Here is a 22410-nt window from a genome sequence, read left to right on the forward strand (position 1 = left end):
CTATAGAATAATGGGAGTAATCAAAAACTACAGGAGAGAAATATGATAAACGATGATTTAAAAAATAAAATTTTAGATGGGTTTAAGTATTTTACAAATAGATACGCTCAAGATATAACTTATCGCAAAAACGACGAAACAACACGCCGCAAATTAAGTAATTTTTGTGAAAATTTAAAAATTTTTTCTAATAATATATTTAATGGCTTTGAAACCGTAGATCATGGGAAGTGGCAAAATAGCGGAAATATTTCAAAATATATATGGAATAGATATAAGCCCTTTAAAAACGAATCTCATTTAGTTATTTATTTTGCCGTTTTAGCAAAACCAAGTAATTTTTATATATCCATAGGACTAATTGATACAAAACTAAGCGATACAGAAGAAAAACTGAAAGATGAAATATATAACTTTCTAGAGTCAGAATGCAAAAAGATACATGTTGATGGTTTTAAGCTTGATAAATTTGAATTTGAATTTGAAAAAAATATATTTTTTGCTATAGAGAGTGTAGATGCTTTTACAACTCTTGACTACACAAGCTTACTTAATGCGCTAACAAATGTATATCATCTAACGTATGAGAAATTTTATAAAAACACAGAAAATAATCAACAAAACAATAGTGATAGTGAAGGATATAAAATGACCGATGATGACAAAAAGTCAACTAGTCCCCTTAATCAAATTTTATATGGTCCTCCAGGAACTGGAAAGACATACAGTACAGTGACAAAAGCTATCGAGATAATAGAAGAAAGAAAAGTTGATATAAGCGAAAACAGAAATGATCTAAAAAAGAAATTTGATGGATATATACGAAGTGGACAAATAAAATTCGTAACATTTCATCAAAGCTATGGATATGAAGAATTTGTTGAGGGCATAAAGCCTATTTTAGGCAATAGTGAAACCGACAATAACAAGGAAATAAAATACGATATTGAAGATGGTATTTTTAAAACACTTTGCAAAATGGCGCAAAATATTGAAGGTAAAACAAGCAACAAATTTGACTTTAATGATAATATAAATTTTTGGAAGATGTCTTTAGGGGACTCTCAAAAACCAGAAGAAGATTTTGTGTTTGAATATTGCATCAAAAACAATGTTGTCTTACTTGGCTTTGGTGATTGGATTAATTTTAGCGGTTGTGAAAACGCCAAGCAAATTTCAAAACGCATGGAAAAAGAAATGGTAGATTTTTCAGCCACAGCCATCAATAGACTAAAAAACGAGATAAAAAACGGTGATATAATCTTAATTTCACTAGGAAACAAAAAACTAAGAGCGGTAGCTAGAGTGACTGGTGAGTATAAATATTTAGATCGAGATGATCTTGAAAGTTTTGTTCAAGCTAGAAGCGTTGAGTGGATTTTTATACCAGATGAGCCGATTTATTATGAAAAAATTTTATACAAACAATTCTCGCAAATGAGTATTTATAATATAAAAGATAATTTAAAAATAGATGAGTTTAAACAAATTTTTACAAAAGATAGTCAAAAAATTGAAAAAAATTATATCTTAATCATCGACGAGATCAATCGCGGAAATATCTCTAAAATTTTTGGTGAGCTCATAACTCTTATAGAGCCGTCAAAGAGGCTCGGAGCAGATAATGAGATAATGGTGGAGCTGCCATACTCAAAAGAAAAATTTGGAGTGCCGTCAAATTTATACATAATAGGTACGATGAATACAGCAGATCGCAGCATAGCACTTATGGATACGGCTCTTAGAAGAAGGTTTGAATTTGTGGAGATGATGCCACAACCGGAACTTCTAAAAGATATTAAGATCATTAAAAACGGAGATGACACCGACATAAAGCTCAATGAAATGCTTAAAACGATAAACGATCGTATAGAATATCTTTACGACAGAGATCAAACGATAGGACATGCCTATTTTATGTCACTAAAAGATGGCGCTGATATAGAAGAGCTAGCCTCAATCTTTAAAAATAAAATTTTACCGCTACTTCAAGAGTATTTTTATGACGATTGGGAAAAGATAAGGCTGGTACTAGGAGATAATGGGCTTCTAAAAGAAAAAGAGAAAGATAGAAAATTGCTTGTGTTGGATGGCAAAGAATACGAAACTGATAAAATTTTATATGAGATAAAATTTGAAGCCTTTAAAGAACCAGAAAACTATATAAAAATTTACGAACAAAACAAAATGCAAGAGCAATGACCAAATACTTAATAGAGTTTGAAAAATTTCGCCCGGAAGACGACCAAGACCTATTTAAAGCCGTAGATGCCTTTACTAGAGAAAATTTTGCCGCAGTAGAGTTTTTAAAGCCCGGTAGAGACAAAAAGGGCGATTTTTTACAAGCTCAAAACTACGTCGGTATCATCCAGACAAAAAGCGGCGATAGCCTTGAGATACTTCCTAAGATTCATGACAACGATAATAGTAGTAACGAGGAGGCGATAGAAAATTCTAAAAAGATTTTACTAACGATGCTAAAGACTTTAAAAAATCATCCATTTAAAAATATAAACATTACGAATTTAAAAAGTTTGAATCTACCACTTCTTGAAATTTTTATATTGATGTTCCTAGATGAAGTATCAAAACTCATAAAAATAGGCATAAAAAGCGACTACGTAGAGCTAGAAGATAACCTAAAATTTTTAAAAGGAAAGCTTAAAATATCGGAGCAAATACGTAAAAATATCGTCCATAAAGAGAGGTTTTACATTTGCTATCAAGAGTTTTCCATAGATATGGCCGAAAATCGTCTCATAAAAAGCGCACTCGAGTTTTTATACAAGCGCTCAAAATCAAGCAAAAACCAACGGCTTATTAGGGAATATTTATTTATCTTTGACGAAATTTCATCTAGCTCCGATATAAACGCGGACTTTAGCCGCTTAAAACTAAATCGCCAAACAAAACACTATGAACAAGCGCTTTTATGGAGCAAGATATTTTTACAAAACAAGTCGTTTGGTCCGTATAGAGGTAACGATCTAGCGATTGCCTTGCTATTTGATATGAATGTGCTCTTTGAAAGCTATGTCGGAAATTTTGTAAAGAAAAAGTTTCCAGGCACTGCATTACAGCACTCAGAAAAGCACCTCATAGAAAATCCAAGAAGTTTTAGACTAAGGCCTGACATATTCTTAGAAGGCAAATTTATAGCCGATACAAAATGGAAGATCGTAAAGTCAAGAGATGATATCTCACAAGCCGACCTATATCAACTCTACGCTTACGGTAAGAAATACGAGTACGGCAGGCTTTATCTCGTATACCCAAGAATAAGTGGCGTTGACCAAAAAGCTATGAAATTTAAATATGAAAACAATATGTGGCTTAATGTTTTATACTTTGATTTAGAAAAAGACGAGATTGCTAGAAAATTACTAGTCTAAAATACTTTTAAAAGCTTATTAAAATTCCACTCTAAATTTCTATTTCTTTATAAATGGTTTGTAACTCATCAAAGTAGCCATTAAAGCTTCGCTTTTAGAGCCATTATCCTCTTATATGAAGCGTCGATTCGCTCTTTGCTGATCTTTTTCTCATTTACAGCATCGATTATGATCTGAGTGATAAGATCGGCTATTCTTTGGTTGTTTATCTTAAACTCGCTAAAGAGCAAGATATCGCCTCCAGCGTTTATAAATTTAACCACTTTTTGCGATAAAGACTCGTCGCCAACGCCTTTCATCAGCATATCATCGCTTATGACTACGCCATTAAATTTAAGCTCATTTCGCAAAAGATCGGTTATTATTTTTTTAGAAAGTGTGGCTGGATTGTTCTCGTCGATGCCCTTTACAAAAAGGTGTCCGACCATGATGATCTGCGCTCTACCAGTGCTTATGGCGTCTTTATATGGCAAAAGCGCATCTTTACTTAGCGTGACTTCGCTCTTATTTTTATGTGAGTCCTCTTTTGAGCTACCATGCCCTGGGAAGTGCTTAAGTGTCGTTAGGATACCCTGCTCTTTAAATGCGTCCATAAAAGCATCAGCGTAGATCACAACCTTGCTTGCATACTCGCTAAACGCCCTTTGCTTAGCAGCAATGATCGGCGAGTTTTCATCGTGCAGATCGACCACTGGAGCGAAATTTAAATTTATGCCGCACTCTTTTAAATTTATAGCCATTTTTGAGTAGAGATCATATGCACTTTTGATATCAAGCGTGCTTGCAACCTCATAAGCGCTAGGATATGGGCCGTCAAAGCTCTTATCCTTCATACGGCTTACATTGCCGCCCTCTTCGTCAATGGCGATGAAAATTTTAGGACTTTTCTCTTTGATCGCTTTTATACTAGCTTTTAGCTGAGCTTTACTGGTGACATTTCTGCCAAGTAGCATCACACCGCCAAATCTCTCATATCCAGCGTCGCTTAACATCGCGCGAAACGTAGCGTCTTTTGTGCTAGCTCCGTTAAAGCCAACCATTATCATCTGCGAAACCTTAGCTCTTAGGCTAACTTCTGCACCGTTTAGTCCCAGAGCAAAAATAGTCACAAAAAGTATAAATTTAAAAGCTTTCATCTTCTTCCTAAAAGTGATTTAACGCTCTCAAAAACATCTTTGCCATTTAGCATATTTTCGACCTCGCTTGCGATTGGCACGTAAATACCTCTCTCTTTTGCGATCTTACTAATGGCTCTTGCGGTATCTACGCCCTCGGCCACTTCGCCAAGCTCATTTAAAATTTTCTCTAGCCTCTCGTGTCTTGCGATGCCAAGACCCACGCGGTAGTTGCGAGAAAGTATCGATGAAGCGGTCAAAAAAAGGTCGCCCGCACCGCTAAGCCCCATAAAAGTCTCATCTTTTGCGCCAAAAAATTTGCCAAACCTAGCCATTTCGACAAGCCCACGTGAAATGAGGCTCGCCCTTGCGTTGTTGCCAAGACCAAGGCCATCACAGATACCGCCAGCTATAGCGATAACGTTTTTATACGCTCCACATACTTCAGCTCCGATCACATCATCAGAGGTATAGGCTTTCATATAGCTTGGAAAAAATGAAGCAAATTTTAAAGCTAAATTTTCATTTTTAGAATTTACTACCAGGGCGCAAGGCAACTTTTGCATGATCTCTTTTGCAAAGGTCGGCCCTGAAAGAAAAGCCAAATTTTCTCTATCCACAAAATCCTCGTAAATTTCATTTAGAAATTTAAGATTTGCTGTGTCTATGCCCTTGCTGGCGACTAAGATCTTTTGACCTTTGTTTTTGTAGTTTTGCTTTAGCCATAAATTTGTAGCTTGCGTTGGGATCGTGCAAACTAGATATTCGCACTCCAAAGCCTCTTCTAAGCTTACAAAATTTGACATCTCTCTTGGCGTTCTTGAGCTGATGACACACTCGTTATTCTCACTAAAAGCGTGAAATAGCGCACTGCCCCACTTGCCAGCTCCGATGACTGCTATGCTCATTTTAGCCCTTTTTAGCCTATTTTAGCCTTTAAAAGCTCATTGACCTTGCCTGGGTTAAAGGCACCCTTGCCCTCTTTCATTACTTGACCAACAAAGAAACCAAACATCTTATCTTTACCATTTTTATACTCTTCTACTTTGTCAGTATTTGCAGCTAAAATTTGATCTATGATCGCGATAATCGCTGAGTCGTCGCTCACTTGTTTTAAACCAAGCTTTTCGATGACGCTATCAATGTCCGAGTCGTTTTCCATAAGGTAGTCTAGCACCTCTTTTGCAGCCTTGCCACTTATCGTTCCATCTTCTATGCGTTTTAGTAAATTTATCATCTTGGCGCTACCAACTGGCTTGTCTCGATCGTTACGCCGTTATTTAAGCGACCAAGAAGCTCGACTATAAGCCACGTAGTAGCGAGCTTTGGAGAAATTCCAGCAGCAATTAGCTCTTCAAAATATCTAGCCATCTCAACGCTTTGGGTTAAATTTAAAGCATCACTCTCTTTAACACCAAGCTCGCTTACATATCTTGCCACTTTTTGCTCGGCAAGCTCTGGGATCTTTATCGCTTCATTGTACATCTCTTCAGGGATCTCGACTGGTAATAAATCAGGATCAGGAAAATATCTATACTCCGCACTATCCTCTTTACCGCGCATAGATCTTGTTACTAAATTTGTAGTGTCAAACAGTCTTGTTTCCTGATAGACCTCTTCATTATATTTACCATCTTCCCAAGCTGCACTTTGGCGCTCTACTTCGTAGTCGATAGCTTTTTGGATAAATTTAAATGAGTTTAGGTTTTTTATCTCAACTCTCGTGTAAAGCTTCGTATCACCTTTTGGGCGGATAGAGACGTTTGCATCACAGCGGAAGCTACCTTCCTGCATATTTGCGTCGCTGATATTTAAAAAGCGAAGGATCGAGTGTAGTTTTTTAAGATAAGCAACCGCCTCATCACTACTTCTAAGATCTGGCTCGCTAACTATCTCAAGAAGCGGCGTTCCGGCTCTATTTAAATCAACCAAGCTCTCAGTTTCTTCGTGGATGTTCTTTCCAGCGTCCTCTTCGAGGTGGGCTCTGGTTACACCGATGCGTTTTTTAGTGCCATTAACATCTATAATAAGCTCTCCACCTTCCACGATAGGAATTTCAAACTGTGAAATTTGATATGCTTTTGGAAGGTCTGGGTAGAAGTAGTTTTTTCTATTAAATACTGATTTTTTATTGATTTTAGCGTTTATCGCCGTACCAAAACTGATCGCCTTTTTAACAGCTTCTTTGTTTAAAACAGGCAGTGCTCCAGGAAGTGCTAGACAAGTCGGACAAACGTGAGTATTTGCTTCATCTCCAAAGCTAGTAGAACAAGAGCAGAAAATTTTAGTTTTTGTATTAAGTTGAGTATGAACTTCAAGACCGATAACGACTTCAAACATATTTTTACCTTTAAAATTATGCAAATTTTTAAGGCGTATTTTAGCGATACTTTCTTTTAAAATATCTAAAAATGAGCGTTTTGACTGGAAAAATAAAGAATGTGATTTAAAAATTTAAATAGTTTTAAAAAGGAAAAAGCCATATAAAAATATGGCTTTAAATTTTAATGCTCGTGCTCACTAATAGCAACGGCACCAGCTAGATAAACGTAAGTTAGCATCATGAAAATAAATGTTTGCAAAACAGCCATAAGCGTTAGAAGCGCAAAAGCTGGAAGCGGAGCAAACCAAGGTGCAAGTGTAAGCATCGCTAGCAAGAATAGATCATCACCCTTAATATTACCAAAAAGACGAAATGATAGCGAAACTACACGTGAAAGATGCGAGATGACTTCAACTGGAAACATAATCGGAGCTAGAAATTTATTCGGCCCCATAAAGTGTCCAAAGTATTTAAAAAATCCATTTTCTCTAATGCCCTCAAAGTTGTAATAAACAAATACAACTAAAGCCAAAACTAGAGTTAAATTTAGACTTGATGTTGGTGACTCAAATCCAGGAATAATACCTACAACATTTGAAAAAAATACGATAAAACCGATAGTTGCAACAAGTGGAAGATATTTCCTCGCTAGTTTTTCACTGCCTAAAGTATCTCTTCCCATAGATATAACGCCCTCTAAATAAGCTTCAACTATATTTTGAAGACCCCTTGGCACAAGCTGCATCTTACTCCTTGCTATATAAGCAACTATGATAACAATCAAAGCTACAAGCAAAAAGTGAAACGCATAGATAAAGGCGTGAGAGCTATTTAGGAAATTTGAAAATAGAAACAAATCTTTCATTAATTTACCTTGGATTTAGAATTTTGCGTGATTGTAACAAAATTATTGTTAAAACATTTTTAATTTTAAACTCTGAAATAATCGAAAATCAATTTACAAATAGTCACTGCAACTACCATTAGAAACATTGTTCTAATAAATTTGACCTCTTTTTTAATGACAAGATTTGATCCAAAATATGCGCCTAAAATTTGACCAACTGCCATCAAAAATCCAACAGCCCAAAGCATCTGTCCGCCGGCTATAAAAATACCAAGAGCAACGATATTGCTAGTAAAATTTAAGAGTTTCGTATGAGCGACAGCCTTTTTTAAATTTAGCCCAATCAATGCCACTATCGCAAATGTCCAAAAAGAGCCTGTTCCTGGACCAAAAAAACCATCATAAAAGCCAAGTATCAGCCCAAAAACTACATAAAATAGCTTTTCATTCATCTTTGCAGCTCTATCATTTTCGCCGACTTTTGGCATAAAAAGCGTATAGATAAAAATAGAAATCAGTAAAAATGGGATAATTATCTTTAAAAAATTTGTATTTAAAAATAGAATAACCACTGCTCCGATGATAGCTCCAATAAAAGTAAAAACGATACCTGCAAAGCACTCTTTATAATTAATTAATCCCCGTTTTGTGAAATTTAAAGTCGCTGTAAAGCTACCAAAAACTCCTTGAAGCTTATTTGTGCCAAGTGCAAGATGTGGTGGTACGCCCATCGCCATAATAGCTGGAAGCGTTATAAGTCCGCCTCCGCCAGCAATAGAATCGATAAAACCGCCTAAAAACGCAGCTACAAAAAAAACGACATAGCTAAGTAGATCAAATTCCATTTTTTTGCTCTTTTGATAATTGAAATAAAAGCAGATTGTATTTTATTTGTACTTATCTTTTTGTAAAATTTTTATATTTGAAATGAGAGATTTTTAAAATTTATAAATCTTAACGAGCCTTTGGATTTAGCTCAAAGACTCGTTTATTAAAGTGACTACTTAATAACGCCACAAAGCATTCTAGCACCGCCACCGCCAAGTGCTTTTGGGTTGTCGCTGTGATTATCACCACCAACATGAACCATTAGTGAGTGACCTTTTAGCTCGTCAAGACTTTTTATCTTTGGGGCTAGCACTGGATAGTTTGCATTGCCCTCAGCATCTACGTAAAGCGCTGGCAAATCGCCTTTGTGGCCTTTGTCATCCCATGCAAAAGAGTGCATTTTTGTGCCAGCTGGATCCCAGTGACCGCCTGCTTTCATGCCAAGGCCTTTTTCAGTCGCACCACAGTCAGCATTTTCATGGATGTGAAAGCCGTGTAGTCCTGCAGTAATTCCCTTTAAATTTGGAAAAAATGCAACGCCGTAATTTGTCTTAACAGCTACTACTTCACCGACACTCTTGTCGCCCTTCTCGCTTAGCTCGTTAACAGGTATGACTAGATGCTCTCCGGCTTTTGCATCAAAGTGATGACTCTCATGAGCAAAAAGCAAAGTTCCTAAAACTGCACTTAGCAAAACGATTTTTTTCATACAAGCTCCTTATGGATAAAATTGTATGGCAAGTCTATCCTAAATTTAAAAATTTAGCAATAATTTTTATTGATTAAGATTTTTTATGATAGTTTCTAGCTCTTTGCTCTGCCCTATTCTATAAAGAGCAAAGTCGTATTTTATCGGATCAAACTCGTCAAATTCTCTAAGTTTTTTTGTAAGATCCATGACTGCTTTGAAATCGTAGCTCTTTCTGTTTATAAGCCCTAAATTTAAAGAAACTCTATGTGTATGCACATCAAGTGGCATCAAAAGCTTATCTTTTGGCAAATTTTTAAATAGCCCAAGGTCGATGTCGTTATCTCTAACCATCCAGCGAAGATACATATTATAGCGTTTATATGGGCTTTGTGGCTCTTTGTTAAAACTCTTACCAAAGAAAAACTCATATCCGTCCGAGCGGTAAGAATTTAGCTTGTATATAAATTTGATAAGCTCATTTACGCCATCTATCATCTCGCCATTTTTTGCAAGACCTTGGCGTAAAATTTCTTCTATATCACCCTCTTTTTTAAGACGTGAGAGAGTGATAAAAATTTCTCTTACGTCGTTTTCATTTTGAAAGCGATATTTGAAATTTGACAGATTTTTCTTGATATTTTGCTCACTCTCATCAAGCAAACCAAAATCAAGCGAATTTAGAAATTTCACTATCATTTTTGCGTTACCATAAGCAAATAACGCACAAATGAGCGCTATGTTTGGCTCTTTAAATTTAGTAGCTACTTGAAGTGGATCTGGGGCTTCAAACAGCCCCAGATTTGTATTTTTGCTAAGTACGTGCGAGTCTAAAAGGCTCTTTAGCTCGCTCATTGTTTTAGTGAAAGAAGCGTGTCAAGCATTTGATCAACTGTCGTGATGATCTTTGCCGCTGCGCCGTAACTTGCTTGAAAGCGGATCAAATTTGTAAGCTCTTCATTGGTATCTACGCCACTTGTTGATTGAAATTCCTCTTCAGCTGTCTTTTGCAAAGATGTATTTGTGTCGTGGATAGTATTATTTGCCTCTGTATCACTCGCCATATCAGTCGTAAGATAGCGGTAATATCCCTCGATCGTCTCATCTCTATCAAGCGCTATGCCACTTGAGTAAAAGGTTTGCTTTTGATACTGAAGCTGGATCATTTTATTTGCAACTTCATTATTTCCGATAACTGGTTTTGAGTAGGCACGAAGCTTTGTGTGGTCTTGGGTAAAATTTTGATTTATGCCGATACTATTTGAGTCAGTACCTGAAAAAAATCTATTTATACCAACAGCACCTGGGAAATTTGTGCCGTGATCGACTATTGATATGCTATAAAGCCCTTGAGCTTGTTTTGGAATGAGAGAAAATGTACCTTTTTTTGTATTTTTATCATAAAAATATGACGCCTCAAAAAAGTCATCAACGTCATTTAGCATATTATTGTCTTTATTATCATCTGAGTTTGAGTTAAAGTCTTTGACGATAGAGTTGCCATATCTTGTATCATTCATCGTCGTCGTGCCATTTACATTTATGGTTTTTCTGGCAACGACATTACCTTTGTTATCATAAACAATAGCTTCAAACTTCCGTTTCTTATACTATTATCATGATTCATCAACGTCTTATCGCCTTCTAAATAACTTATCGGATCTGAGTTAGAAATTTCAACTGCGGATTCGGCATAGATATTATTTGTACTTGTTATCAATGTTTTACTAAATGTATTTAGATTATCAATGTATTTTTGGATCGTTCCATCACTAAATTTATCATTATCTGGCTCGTAGTTTCGGCCCCTAAGATCAAGTGCAGCTCCGATTTTACCACCTGTGATCTTTTCTTCCATTGGGATTCTTCTGCCATCTTCTCTTTCATAATAAATTTTTGTATATCGTCCACTTTCAGTTGAACTCATAGAAATTTCATGAAAATTTACACCATCAACGATACTTACACCGCCAATGTTTAGATTGTAGTATTTTCCTTGATCTGTTATTCCTGTATCTACCCTAGAATTGCTCTTTAGATCGCTTTTATAAACTGCTGTATTTACCAGCTTTGACATCGCAAGCTCAAGCTCATCACGTTTATCACGAAGATCGTTTGCATTTATTTTTATACCAGCGTCCGCGCCTGATTCTATTCTTTGGATTTGCTTATTAATATTTGCTATTTGCCTGCCTAGCGAATTTATCTCATTTATATTTATTTTTATTGTTTCATCAATCTTTTCATGCATATCATAAAGCATCTTTGATGAGCGGTTGATACTTGCAGTCAATACACTTGCTTTATTTATCAAATTTACTTTCTGAGCACCTGCATTAGGGTTCGAAGCAAAGTTATTCCACGCGGAAAAATACTCCTGAATATCCTTCACCATTCCATTATCTTTTAGATCAGGAAAATATTTTGTAGCTTCTTGCAAAATTCTTTGTTTATAGGCTGTATTTTCTAAATTTGACGATGAGTATTTTAGTCTTGAGTAGGCAAACTCATCATGAAGCCTTGTTATAGTATCTACTTGTGTGCCTGTGCCAACTCCGCCAGGAACTGTATTCATCGCTGGAGATGCGGATTGGACAACACGTTGTCTTGTATAGTAGTTGCTATCGGCGTTTGCGATATTATTTCCGGTTGTACTTATTTGAAGCTGGGCTGCATTTAGTCCTGAAACACCCGTGCCTAATGACATAAAAATATTAGCCATTTTTTAAACCCTTGATTTATAAAAATTATTATCTATGCTATTCCCATCTTGGCCGTATTCACTTGCTTTAGTACCAAAAATTTTTTCATTAAGTGAATCAAAAAATTCTTTAACAGCAACAACATGTCTTGCATATTCTTTATTGACTTTATGTAAATTTTCAAGTTTTGAACGCATAAGCACAAGCTTTGACTTCACTTCATCGTCTAAAACACTAGCAAGTGTAGTCGTACCGCTCTCTTTTGATACCTTTAAAAGCTCTTTATCTAGTGCTCTTTTTGTATCTTCAAATGCACGAACTAAGGCATTTTTTTTCTTTACACTCTCATCAACGCTTGAGTGCTTAGCCTCTTTTATATTTGCGATATCTTGTATGGTTAAATTTATAAGCTCATCAAGCTCGCCTATAGCCTCGTCCAAAAGCTTTTTTATCATTTAAATTCCTTAATTACAGCAACGCATCAGCCACAGCCCTAGCCGTTTTTGAGATATCAACCTGATAAGTGCCATTTGCTATGGCATCAGCTATCTCTTTTAGCTTTGCGTTTTCGTTTGTTCTTACTTCTTTACTCTGAGTTCCGACCTTGGCATCGCTATTTTTATTTAGCGTATTTGCCTGGAAATTTGGTCTTTGGTTCAAAGGCCTTATCATATTCATACCTCTTAAAATAAAATGTTTATATCACTACATCGGCAGAATATAAATTTACTTAAGAGCTTCTCTTTAAAAAATCGTACAAAAGTTCTGAAAAACCAAGATTTCCGCTCAATGCTTTACTCATTGCATCGTTATACATTGACCTATAAATGTCACTACCAGCAGCCTTTGGATATAGCGAGTTGTGCTCATCTTCTTTTAAAGCAATATCAAGCACAGCCTTTACCATATATGCCTCAAACGCATCGGTTTGTTCTTTTAAAAGTGCATCTTGTTTAGCATTTGCATTTTTTATCTTATTTGCCGAAATTTCATTGTATGAATTTAGCGCTAAGGTGTTATCTATTTGCATTATATTATCTCCAGATCGACTTGTATCGCACCAACTCGCTTTAAATTTTCGAGTATCGATATGATATCACTTGGTGTTGCCCCAAGCTTGTTTAGCGCTCTTGTTACATTTGCAACGGTTGTTTTTTCACCTGAAATTTTAAGTAAATTTTGACTAGGTGCGACCGACGTATCGCTTCCTATATTTACATCGTTTTGCGCTGCTTCGTCATAGCTATTTGGCTCTATTTTTATTGTGATTGCACCATGCGTTAAGACAACTGGGCTAACCACAGCATTTATGCCACTTACTATCGTGCCAGTTCTCTCATCAACTACTATCTTTTCATCTGGCTTATACTCTACATCAAGATCAAGCACAGCGCTTGCAAGCTCAATAATGCTAACATCATCTGGCTTTTTAACGATAACCGTTCTTGGATCGATCGCCTTTGCGGCATCATCAGAGATATTTGCATTTATAGCATTTTGGATATCAAGAGCGGTTTTAAAATTTGTATCTTTTAGGCTTAGTCTTATGCTATCTTGATTGTAAATATCATAAGTCACTTCTCGTTCAACCAAAGCTCCATTTAGAATAGAGCCAACAGTTGGGTGGTTGCCACCTGTTCTACCCACGCTTTTACCACCGATACTTAAAGCGCCCTGAGCCAAAGCGTAAATATCACCATCAACGCCTTTTAGTGGCGTCATGAGAAGCGTACCACCTTGCAAACTTTTTGCATCGCCGATAGATGAGATCACGACATCAAGCTTATCGCCATGCCTTGCAAATGCAGGAAGCTTAGCTGTTACCATAACAGCAGCTGCGTTTTTTGACTTGATATCATCTGGGTTTATCTTTACGTTTACACCTTGAAGCATGTTTGATAAAGACTGGATCGTAAATTTTGACGTTGAGCCATCACCTGTGCCGTTTAGTCCGACAACTAGGCCGTAGCCTATTAGCTGGTTATCTCTTACACCAACGATATTTGCAAGCTCTTTTATCTGCGTAGCAAAGGCTGAAGTAGCTATCACTGAAGCTGCTACAAAAGATAAAAATTTTTTCATATTTTTTCCTAAAATTTAGCTATTTTAGGTTTTTAAAGCAAAATATGTTCCAAATTTTACTATAAATTTTTATTGAAAATAAGAGAGCGAAGTAACTCCAAATTTTTTAAATTTTACAAGTTTATATGTAGAAATTTCATTGCTAAATTTAAAGTCGCTATTGTGCTCAAAAACTATCATATAAATTTTCTCTTTTTTTAGCTGTGAGATTAAATTTACAAGCTTTTCGTAGATATCATCAAAGCCAACTCTTATGTCAAATGGCGGATCCAGATATAACAAGACCTTACCATTTTGCGAATTTACAAGATCAGGCAAAATGGCGAAAGTGTCCCCATTTATTGCTTTTAAATTTGCGACTTCAAGGCTAGCAAGATTAATCTGTGTGATCTTAAAAGCAGCCCTATCTTTTTCGATAGCGATAGCCTCGCGTGCTCCGTTGCTAACGGCCTCGCTTGCCATCACGCCACTTCCACCAAAACCCTCTATAAATGTAAGTGAGTAAATTTCATCTCTAATGATGTTAAAAAAGGACTCTTTTACGATACTTTTTGTACTTCTAGTCGTGCTTAGACTTGGCAGTTCAAGCCTTTTGCCTTTAAATTTACCACTTGAGATTTTAGTGTAAAGCTTCACTGATTTGCCCTTAAAATTTCAAGCAGATCGGCTTTAAATTTATCTATCAAAAGTGAAATTTTCTCTTCTAGACCTTTTTCATTTTTAGCTTCATTTGGCTCATTTGCTTTTGAAATTTGCATAGCTGAGTAAAATTCTTCAAGCGTATCAAGAAGTGTTGTCTTGGTAAAAGGATGAGAAAGATGAGCATTTTTTCCTATTATAAATAGCGGTTTTTTTGTCGCGATCTCGCGGTCACTCACTACGAAATCACAATCCTTATGATGAGCAGCCAAATTTCCACAAAAAAGCAGCAGTGTCTTTTGAAGTAAAATACACTCGCACTCAAATGAAATTTTCATATCTCTTCCTATAAATTTTTGCTCGATTTTAGCCTAAATAATCAAAATTTATATAAACACTAAAGGATTTTAAAATTTTACCGATGTAGAAGCTAACGTAAGTTTAAGGAGTAAAACTATGGAAATCTTTAAGGCAGCAGCAAATCAGGTACTAGATACGAGCATGAGCACATCTGCTCAGCGTCAAATAGATAGCAGACCTATCGAGCATTCTGATGTTAAATTAAGTGCTGATAAAAACAATGAAACAAAAGACATTAACGAGCTAGACGGACTTAGCAATGAAGAGCTTGCCAAAAGAACAAGAGAGGTCACTGACAAGCTAAACTATCAAATGCAGCAGCTCGATACTAATGTAAGATTTGCTTACAACGAGAAGCTAAATTTAATGGTTGTGCAAGTAAAAGATGCTAAAACTGGCGAAGAGATAACACAACTTCCAAGCAAAGAAGCTATAAGAATAAGCGAGTATTTCAAAGAAAGTATCGGAATACTTTTTGACAAGGAGAGTTAAAAATGGCAGTAGGTAACGTAACAAATTTAGGCTTAGGTACAAAAAATAGCGGACTAAATGATGATCTTATCAAAAAGCTAAAAGAAGCAGATGAGGCAGGACAGATCAAGCCTTTAACAAAAAGGCTAGAGAGAAACGACCTAAAACAAAAAGACCTTGCAGCGCTAAAAACTCTAGTTAGCAACGTAAACGTAAGTGGCAAAACACTTGGCGGAGAGGCACTTTATCTAAAAAGAACTACAAATAACGCTGGCAAAAGCGTAACAGCCTCAGCGGCAAATGGCGTTAGCGTGCAAAATTTTAGTATCGATGTACAAAAACTTGCTCAAAAAGATACATTTCAAAGCTCAAATTTCAAAAACGCTTCAAGCTTAGTAGGTGCAACAAATAACGGCTCTTTTGATGTTGAGATCGATGGACAAAAATTTTCTATTAGCGTAACTAGATCAACCACATATCAAGATATTGTAGACAAGATAAATGATATCAGTGGTGGTAAATTACAAGCTAGAATTTTAAATGTTGGCGGAGATAAGCCAAATCAAATCATGCTTCAATCAGGCAACACTGGCGCAACACAGACTATTAAATTTTCAAATGATACGGCTGGTGTTTTAGATAAACTTGGCTGGGATAGTACGCAGTTTCAAGATAAAGATGCAAATGGCACTCTGCTAACAAATCCTGATGGCACACCAAAGATGACATCAAATTTTGAAAAAAATAGAATTTTAAAGGCACAAGATGCGGAATTTACATATAACGGAGTAAATGTAAAAAGAAGCAAAAATACCTTCAACGACTTAAGACCGGGAATTTCTATTACATTAAATGAAACTGGCAAAACAAACGTGAGCGTCTCTCAAGATACAAAAGAGGTAATAAAAGCGGTTGAAGAATTTATCAAAGACTACAACCTAATGACCATGAACCTTGGCATAGCTACAAAATATGACGAGGAAAAAGGAGCTGGCACCTTCCAAGGCGTTAGCGAAATTTCAAGCTTAAGATCAAACATTGGTCGTCTTGTAAATGGACAAGATAGCGAAGGCAAAGCATTAAGCAAATATGGCATAGTGCCTGATAAAGACGGACAGCTTCAGCTTGATCTAAATAAACTAAATGCGGCTCTTAGCAAAGATCCTGAAGAGATTCAGAAATTTTTCATGGGATCAAGTAAGATCGAGCCAATAAGCTATATGGGAGCATCAACTGTTAGTGCTGGAGCATTAGACATAAAAGCTGGTGATCTTACGATAAACGGCAAGTCGGTTACGTTCTCAACTACAGCCACAGCCACAGCCGAAGAAAATGCACTAAAACTTCAACAAGCCATAAATGACGCTGGCATAACTGGAGTTACAGCCAGTCTTGATAAAAGCGGTAAAAGAATCGTCTTAAAAAGAAGCGATGGCGAAAATATCGAGGTAAAAGGTAAAAATTCAGCCTTAACAGCTCTAGGTATGAATGAAGCTACCATAAATCCAGTAACCAAAAAGACAGATGGGCTATTTACAAAGCTAGCTAAAATGCTTGATGGTGTCGTTGGCAAAAGTGGCACGATGGTTGCTATGCAAAATCAGTTAAAAGATGAAAATGAGTCGATCACAAAAAACAAAGAGAGCACACAAAAGCTTTTAGATGAGAAATATACAACAATGCAAGAGCGTTTTATCAAGTATAATGCCATCATCGCGAGTTTAGAAAATCAGTTCTCGACACTAAAATCAATGATCGATGCAGAGATAAATAGCAGAAAATAAGAGAAAAAGATGAATCAAAGTGCATATAGTGCATACGCACAGTCTAGTTTTGGGGGCATTGAGTCCCCAACTAAATTAATAGAAATGCTTTATGACGGAATTTTAAAATTTATATTTCGTACCAAAAAGGCGATAGAAGCTGGAGATATAGAGAAAAAAGTTTATTATATAAATAGGACAAACGCTATTTTTGTTGAGCTTTTAAATTCGCTTGATTATTCTCAAGGCGACGTAGCCACTATCTTAGCGGCCTTTATACAAGACAGATGCAGCTTCTTGCTATGGCAAATATACAAAACGATGTCGCAGCCTTAAATGAAGTAACCAATGTCGTAAAGCAACTATCAGAAGCATGGAGAGAGGTAACTTCAGGTGAATAGTTGGATCAATGAATTTAAATTAGCATTGATAAACGAAGACACGAGCAAGATAGCTGCTTTATCACAAAATTTTAGTGAGGATATGTTTACGACCCTAGCTTTGGCACAAGAAGCACAAGCACTAATTGGCGGCGCAATAGAGCTTTTAAAAAGCAAGTCTTCGCACATCCAAAATGAGCTTATAAAGCTACAAAAAGCTCAAAAATACGTAGCAAACTAATCAATTTTTATAAATTTAAAGGCACGGCGTTAAGCGAGTTCTGTCTTGAGCGATCATTATCTACGCTTGCTTTTACAAACAAGCTCTAGCGAAGGGTTTTAATATAAGACCAAAACCATCCCTTCTTGCTGCAGGTTGGGTTTATATGGCCACGCAAGTTACCAAGCGTGCCGGTGGGCTCTTACTCCGCCGTTTCACCTTTACCGCCGAAGCGGAAGTCTACTTTCTGTTACACTATCCCTTAGGTTTCCCTAGCCATCCGTTAGATGGAACCTTGTCTTATCGCAGCTCGGACTTTCCTCTTTTGTATGATACAAAAGCGACCGCTTACCGTGCCAGAGCGAAATTATAGCGGTTTTGGCTTAAATTTATAGCTTTAACTTTTATCACAACTACACTTACTTCTTCTAAGCCATATGATTTTACATACAAAAAGCGACTTTATAGACAACCATTTGAGCAAAAGTCTAGCTTACGTTTTATATAAATTTTTACTAGTCAAATAGCTGTATTTTTATATTAAAGTGCGATAAATTCTGCATTATTTATAGGACGCAAATCACAAGAATTGCCAAATTTTTTCATTGTCTCGCGTGTAGCTTCTATAAAAGGTTCGCAACCAAAGTGTGGCACTATGAAAAAATCCACCAAATTTAAGCCTGTAAAATCACTCACGTTTACGCTATTTTCATCCATAGGCGTAGCATATCTCGTATCTGGTGCCGCTACGACCGCACCTGCTGACTCGCCAATATAAATTTTCCCTGCTTGAACTGCATCTTTGATGGCTTGTGCAGCATGCGACTTTCGTAACTCACTAAGAAGATAAAATGTATTTCCGCCGCTTATATAAATGATATCGCACTCATTAATCGTGTTCAAAATATCATCTGCAACAAAAAACTCGTCGCATTCAGAAATTTGTGCAGCCAAATCTTGAGTGCAAGAAAGATCAATACGAGTCAGTTTTGCACCAAAATTTTCTAAAATTTCTACCGCTTCACCTACATAAAAATTTACTTCTTCAAATTTTGCTGCCGTGTCGATAAAAGCAACGTGCTTACCTTGAAAATCTACCACTTCATTAATCTTGCTCGCAACCTCAGCAAAATAAGAGCAAAGAAAAACATTCGCCATTTTTAATCCTTTTAAAATATAAATTTGCAAACCCATTATATCTAAACGATCAGAGAAACGTTCGTGTTTCGTGTCGCTCGCGCGTTAAAATTTAGCGATTTTAAGATATGGGTCTTAGTGCATAAAATTGCGATAAATTTAGCCTCAAATTTGAGCTTAAAACGACAAGGCAAATTTTTGCCCCGTTTTGCTCACATCTTTTAAAAAGCGTTAGGCGAGGCGGATTTTGATTTACAAAATTTAAGAAAGTTAAGGCAAAGTCTTACGAGATGGTTTTAAGTGTTTTCTGTGTCACTATGCTCGTAGCTAAACAAAAGAAGTAAATTTCGTCCAAAAATAAGGCATACAGCCTATCGCAGAGCGAATTTTATACTCCGCTTGCAGTTTACCAGCATAGACGCAAAAATCATTTAAAAGCACTCGCAAAACGAGCCGCTGCTCTACTCAAAGATATTTTTGTGCAAGATTTCTTCTAGCACAACAGTCGCGTAGCTGCCTTTTTGTAGCGTAAAATTTATTGTAAAGTGCGCTTTTTCCTCGTTGTATTTATAGCTTGCATCCTCCAAATAGCACCACGCAAAGCGCCTAGATCCCGTCATTTTAGCTTTGTATTCATTTGCCTGCGCGAAAATTTGATCCTCGACCATTCTCGCCGCACCCTGCGACTCATACGCCTTCGCACCCGTGATCAGCCCGCAGCTAGTGATATCTCTAGCGTCAAAGCGCGCGCCCTCCTCATCCAAATCCTCGCACAAAAAGCACTTGCCGTACGGGTAGTGACCCAAAACTTCGCCCTCTATCAGTTTAAAAAATCTCTTTTGCGATTTTAAATTTTTCAAAATCGCGTTATCAAGATACGGGTAAATTTGAGCTAGCTCGCCTAGGCTAAAATCCTGCGCAAATCTAGAAATCTCAACACGTTTGCTAAGCCAGCGGTTAAAAAGATCACTTTGATATGCCGAGATCAAAAAGTCGTTTAGCTTTACATTTTTGCTCTTTTTGCCGTTTATTGTCTCGTTTTTAAGTAGCTCCAGGCCAGTTTCGGCATTGTCGCCAAATTTACCAAAACGCTGGTAGCCAAAGTAGTTTGCATAGCCGATTTTATCGATATTGACAAAAGCTTGCTCCAGCTTTTTGGCATTACTTGGCAGTACTTTTTTTAAGCGAATGAAAAAGCTATTTCCCTTTAGATGTCCGATGCGAAGCTTATTTTTATGCACATTTAGGCTTAAAATTTTCATCTTTTCGTGGCTAAAGTTTGCTAGATTGCTCTCAAATTTACGTGGCATAGAGATAAACTGCGTCGTCATGCCCTGCTTGTCCTTTAGTCCAGCATAGCCAAAGTCGCGCATCTTAGCTCCTGTAACCTCGCTTAAGACATGTAAGGCCTCTTGTGTCGTCATATCTTTTTTAGAAATTTCAATGATTAAGTGCTCGCCATCCCCACTAAACTCGTAAAGTGGTATCTCGCGCACGACAAAATCATCCGAATTTTTACTAAAATACGCGTTAATGGGCGCGTGAGTGAGCGCGTAAAGGGGCTTAAAAATGGTGGTTTCTTGCATTGCTTTTAAATTTTCCTTTCGTTATTTTGGCAAAAATCGTGATTTTCGTGCGGGCTTTGCGGGCTAGGCTTAAAATTTTGGCGCGGTTTTTCGGACTAAACGTAAATAAAATCTCGTATTCCTCGCCGCTATTTAGCTTGCGCTTGCTTAGCCGTTTGCTAAATTTTGCCCCGCACCGACTCTGCGCGCAAAGCTTGGCCAGATCCGCGCCAAGCCCGTCTGAAACGTCCATGGCGGCATTTATCTTATCCGCTGCGGCGTAGAAAAATTTATCCTTTAAAACAGGCTTTTTAAAGCGCGAATTTGACGCGACACGCCCGCCGTTTAAAAGCGTCCTAAGCCCTTTTAAACTGCCTCCAAGCTCGCCAGTAAAAGCTACCAGATCGCCGTATTTTGCATTTTTCCTAAGCACGGCTTTGCCATTTAGCTCGCCAATTACACTAACGCTTATATTTAAAATTTTGCTACTTATCGTGTCGCCACCGATTATCTTTACGCCAAACTCCTCGCAAGCTCTATTTATGCCGCCACTTAGCTCTTTGATTTGCTGCGGCGAAAAATTCTTTGGCAGGCTAAGCCCAAGAAGCGCAAATTTTGGCCTAGCATTCATCACGATCGTATCTGAAAAATTTACGATCATCGCCTTGTAGCCGATCTCTTCAAGGCTTAGCCAGCCATGCTTAAAATGCGAATTTTCAGCAAAGATATCCTTGCTAAAGACCTGCTTGCCAAGCACAGCCGCATCATCGCCAATATAAGCGTTACCAAAGCATTCAATCGTAAAATTTTCTTTATCCATCGGGCCATTATAATGAAACTCCTTTTAATTTTAGGATAAAATAAGCCAAAAAAGGAGCCAAATGCAAAAAATAGAAATTTTTAGATTTAATGCAAAAAAGGATATTTTGTCGTATTTTAAACCATATTTTTTAGAAATTTTAGATTACGCAAACCTCGACGAGCTATTTTTGCATATTAAAAAGATTGATCCGTATTTTCAGCCAACAACTGGCTTTGTGAAAGTAAATGATGTCGCAGTGAACACTACTGAACCATTAGTAAATTTATATGAAAAATTTGCAGGCGAGCTTGTGATTTCGCCACTTGATGAAAAACGAGCGGTTTTAGATCTTGAGATAAATGATGACGACTTTTGGGAGAAATTTAAGCCATTTGATAAATTTTGCAATCAAGCAGACAAAGAATTTTATGCAAGCTTAAAGCCATATTTTTATGCTGATTTTGTGAGAGAATACGAGCCAAATTTTATAGGTGCAGCAGCCATCATACTAGCTCATCATCTTTATAAAAAAGAAAAAAATGATGAGATCATGAGGCTTATCAACAATGAAAATGGTATTTTGATAGCTTGCAAGATTGATGATTTTATCTTTGGCGGAAGCGAAATTTATACCGAAGCGATTAGGTTTTTTAAAGAAATTTTAGGGATAAAAGAGGACGAAACCGCAAAAAACGAGCTTAAAAATATAAAAAGTTTGGATAAATTTAAAGAGTTCAAAATAGCCATAAGCGATAAAATCCCTGAAAATTTAGATAAATTTAGAGCAAATTTTATAAATCTAAACAATAAATTTCCTTGTGGATTTGAGCTTTTAAAAGTAAACGAAAAGCTTGCATTTGCATTTGCAAGCAAGACCATCTTTAATGCGTTTGATAGCGGGGCTGATTTTTTACTAGCTAGCAATGATGCTGAGTTTTATATGTTTGACACGCTTTCAAAAAAGCTTGAAAAATTTGCAAACAGAAGTTTGCAGGATTTTTATATTTTAAGAGCTAGCGAACTGATCGAGCTTGAAAATGGCAAAATTCCAGCAAGCCTAAAAGAGCATACGCTAAAAGTAAATCTAGTCTAACCT

Annotated in this window: 21 protein-coding genes, 1 other RNA gene and 3 pseudogenes; 7 read left to right on the forward strand and 18 right to left on the reverse strand. The window is 36.7% G+C overall.

The genetic code is table 11. The annotated features are described in order from the left end of the window. Window positions 1-42: 42 nt before the first annotated feature. Window positions 43-2202: an ATP/GTP-binding protein gene (locus tag A3835_05605; protein ORI07947.1), complete on the forward strand. Its 2160-nt coding sequence runs from the start codon at window positions 43-45 to the stop codon at window positions 2200-2202. Further along, complete coding sequence (locus tag A3835_05610) at window positions 2199-3392, forward strand: hypothetical protein (protein ORI07948.1); 1194 nt, start codon at window positions 2199-2201, stop codon at window positions 3390-3392. The genes A3835_05605 and A3835_05610 overlap by 4 nt, the downstream gene beginning before the upstream one ends. Before the next feature lie 80 nt (window positions 3393-3472). Here A3835_05610 and A3835_05615 read toward each other — a convergent pair whose 3' ends face one another. From A3835_05615 to A3835_05680, 14 genes and pseudogenes are all read right to left on the reverse strand, one after another. Beyond that, on the reverse strand, window positions 3473-4528 hold the full coding sequence (locus A3835_05615) for a glycosyl hydrolase (GenBank protein ID ORI07949.1): 1056 nt from the start codon (window positions 4526-4528) through the stop codon (window positions 3473-3475). Further along, window positions 4525-5415, reverse strand: a complete 891-nt coding sequence (locus A3835_05620) for a glycerol-3-phosphate dehydrogenase (GenBank protein ORI07950.1) — start codon at window positions 5413-5415, stop codon at window positions 4525-4527. The genes A3835_05615 and A3835_05620 overlap by 4 nt, the downstream gene beginning before the upstream one ends. A gap of 11 nt (window positions 5416-5426) precedes the next feature. Next, a pseudogene (gene gatB / locus A3835_05625) lies at window positions 5427-6847 on the reverse strand (aspartyl/glutamyl-tRNA amidotransferase subunit B). A gap of 164 nt (window positions 6848-7011) precedes the next feature. Then, window positions 7012-7695 (reverse strand): F0F1 ATP synthase subunit A, encoded by a 684-nt coding sequence (locus tag A3835_05630; protein ORI07951.1) that lies wholly within the window; start codon window positions 7693-7695, stop codon window positions 7012-7014. 65 nt (window positions 7696-7760) lie between these two features. Next, window positions 7761-8522, reverse strand: coding sequence for a hypothetical protein (locus tag A3835_05635; GenBank protein ID ORI07952.1), 762 nt, complete (start codon window positions 8520-8522; stop codon window positions 7761-7763). A gap of 155 nt (window positions 8523-8677) precedes the next feature. Then, window positions 8678-9214, reverse strand: coding sequence for a superoxide dismutase (locus tag A3835_05640; protein ID ORI07953.1), 537 nt, complete (start codon window positions 9212-9214; stop codon window positions 8678-8680). 66 nt (window positions 9215-9280) lie between these two features. Further along, complete coding sequence (locus tag A3835_05645) at window positions 9281-10048, reverse strand: TIGR02757 family protein (GenBank protein ORI07954.1); 768 nt, start codon at window positions 10046-10048, stop codon at window positions 9281-9283. Beyond that, window positions 10045-11915 (reverse strand): annotated as a pseudogene (locus A3835_05650) (flagellar biosynthesis protein FlgK). Before A3835_05650 ends, A3835_05645 begins: the two are co-directional and overlap by 4 nt. A gap of 3 nt (window positions 11916-11918) precedes the next feature. Then, window positions 11919-12350 (reverse strand): flagellar biosynthesis protein FlgN, encoded by a 432-nt coding sequence (locus A3835_05655; protein ID ORI07955.1) that lies wholly within the window; start codon window positions 12348-12350, stop codon window positions 11919-11921. Window positions 12351-12363: 13 nt separating this feature from the next. Then, window positions 12364-12555, reverse strand: a complete 192-nt coding sequence (locus tag A3835_05660; GenBank protein ORI07996.1) for a hypothetical protein — start codon at window positions 12553-12555, stop codon at window positions 12364-12366. A gap of 70 nt (window positions 12556-12625) precedes the next feature. Further along, on the reverse strand, window positions 12626-12925 hold the full coding sequence (locus A3835_05665; protein ID ORI07956.1) for a rod-binding protein: 300 nt from the start codon (window positions 12923-12925) through the stop codon (window positions 12626-12628). After that, on the reverse strand, window positions 12925-13977 hold the full coding sequence (locus A3835_05670) for a flagellar biosynthesis protein FlgI (GenBank protein ORI07957.1): 1053 nt from the start codon (window positions 13975-13977) through the stop codon (window positions 12925-12927). The genes A3835_05665 and A3835_05670 overlap by 1 nt, the downstream gene beginning before the upstream one ends. A 69-nt stretch (window positions 13978-14046) precedes the next feature. Beyond that, window positions 14047-14613: a 16S rRNA (guanine(966)-N(2))-methyltransferase RsmD gene (locus tag A3835_05675; protein ID ORI07958.1), complete on the reverse strand. Its 567-nt coding sequence runs from the start codon at window positions 14611-14613 to the stop codon at window positions 14047-14049. Then, complete coding sequence (locus A3835_05680) at window positions 14610-14954, reverse strand: ornithine carbamoyltransferase (GenBank protein ORI07959.1); 345 nt, start codon at window positions 14952-14954, stop codon at window positions 14610-14612. Before A3835_05680 ends, A3835_05675 begins: the two co-directional genes overlap by 4 nt. 118 nt (window positions 14955-15072) lie before the next feature. Here A3835_05680 and A3835_05685 point away from each other — a divergent pair, with 118 nt between their 5' ends. The 4 genes and pseudogenes from A3835_05685 to A3835_05700 all read left to right on the forward strand — a co-directional run bounded on the left by A3835_05685 (window position 15073) and on the right by A3835_05700 (window position 17831). Beyond that, complete coding sequence (locus tag A3835_05685; GenBank protein ORI07960.1) at window positions 15073-15468, forward strand: flagellar biosynthesis protein FlaG; 396 nt, start codon at window positions 15073-15075, stop codon at window positions 15466-15468. 2 nt (window positions 15469-15470) lie between these two features. Continuing rightward, the gene (locus tag A3835_05690) at window positions 15471-17231 is read left to right on the forward strand and encodes a flagellar cap protein FliD (protein ID ORI07961.1); all 1761 of its coding nucleotides are present in this window, start codon (window positions 15471-15473) and stop codon (window positions 17229-17231) included. Between the two features lie 9 nt (window positions 17232-17240). After that, window positions 17241-17611, forward strand: a pseudogene (locus A3835_05695) (flagellar protein FliS). Next, a complete protein-coding gene (locus A3835_05700; protein ORI07962.1) occupies window positions 17604-17831 on the forward strand; it encodes a hypothetical protein in 228 nt (75 codons plus the stop codon). The pseudogene A3835_05695 and the gene A3835_05700 overlap by 8 nt, the downstream one beginning before the upstream one ends. A 14-nt stretch (window positions 17832-17845) precedes the next feature. Here A3835_05700 and rnpB read toward each other — a convergent pair. From rnpB to A3835_05720, 4 genes are all read right to left on the reverse strand, one after another. Further along, window positions 17846-18170: RNase P RNA component class A (gene rnpB, locus A3835_05705), an RNA gene on the reverse strand. Between the two features lie 180 nt (window positions 18171-18350). Continuing rightward, complete coding sequence (locus tag A3835_05710; GenBank protein ORI07963.1) at window positions 18351-18968, reverse strand: hypothetical protein; 618 nt, start codon at window positions 18966-18968, stop codon at window positions 18351-18353. Between the two features lie 440 nt (window positions 18969-19408). Then, window positions 19409-20533, reverse strand: a complete 1125-nt coding sequence (locus A3835_05715) for a tRNA pseudouridine(13) synthase TruD (protein ORI07964.1) — start codon at window positions 20531-20533, stop codon at window positions 19409-19411. Further along, a complete protein-coding gene (locus A3835_05720) occupies window positions 20511-21332 on the reverse strand; it encodes a thiamine-phosphate kinase (protein ID ORI07965.1) in 822 nt (273 codons plus the stop codon). Before A3835_05720 ends, A3835_05715 begins: the two co-directional genes overlap by 23 nt. A 61-nt stretch (window positions 21333-21393) precedes the next feature. Between A3835_05720 and A3835_05725 the strand changes: the two genes are divergently transcribed. Further along, window positions 21394-22407 carry a hypothetical protein gene (locus A3835_05725; GenBank protein ORI07966.1) on the forward strand — a complete coding sequence of 338 codons (1014 nt, stop codon included), beginning with the start codon at window positions 21394-21396 and terminating at the stop codon, window positions 22405-22407. The last annotated feature ends 3 nt before the right edge of the window (window positions 22408-22410 follow it).

This window comes from Campylobacter concisus (assembly GCA_002092835.1).
Taxonomy (GTDB): domain Bacteria; phylum Campylobacterota; class Campylobacteria; order Campylobacterales; family Campylobacteraceae; genus Campylobacter_A; species Campylobacter_A concisus_K.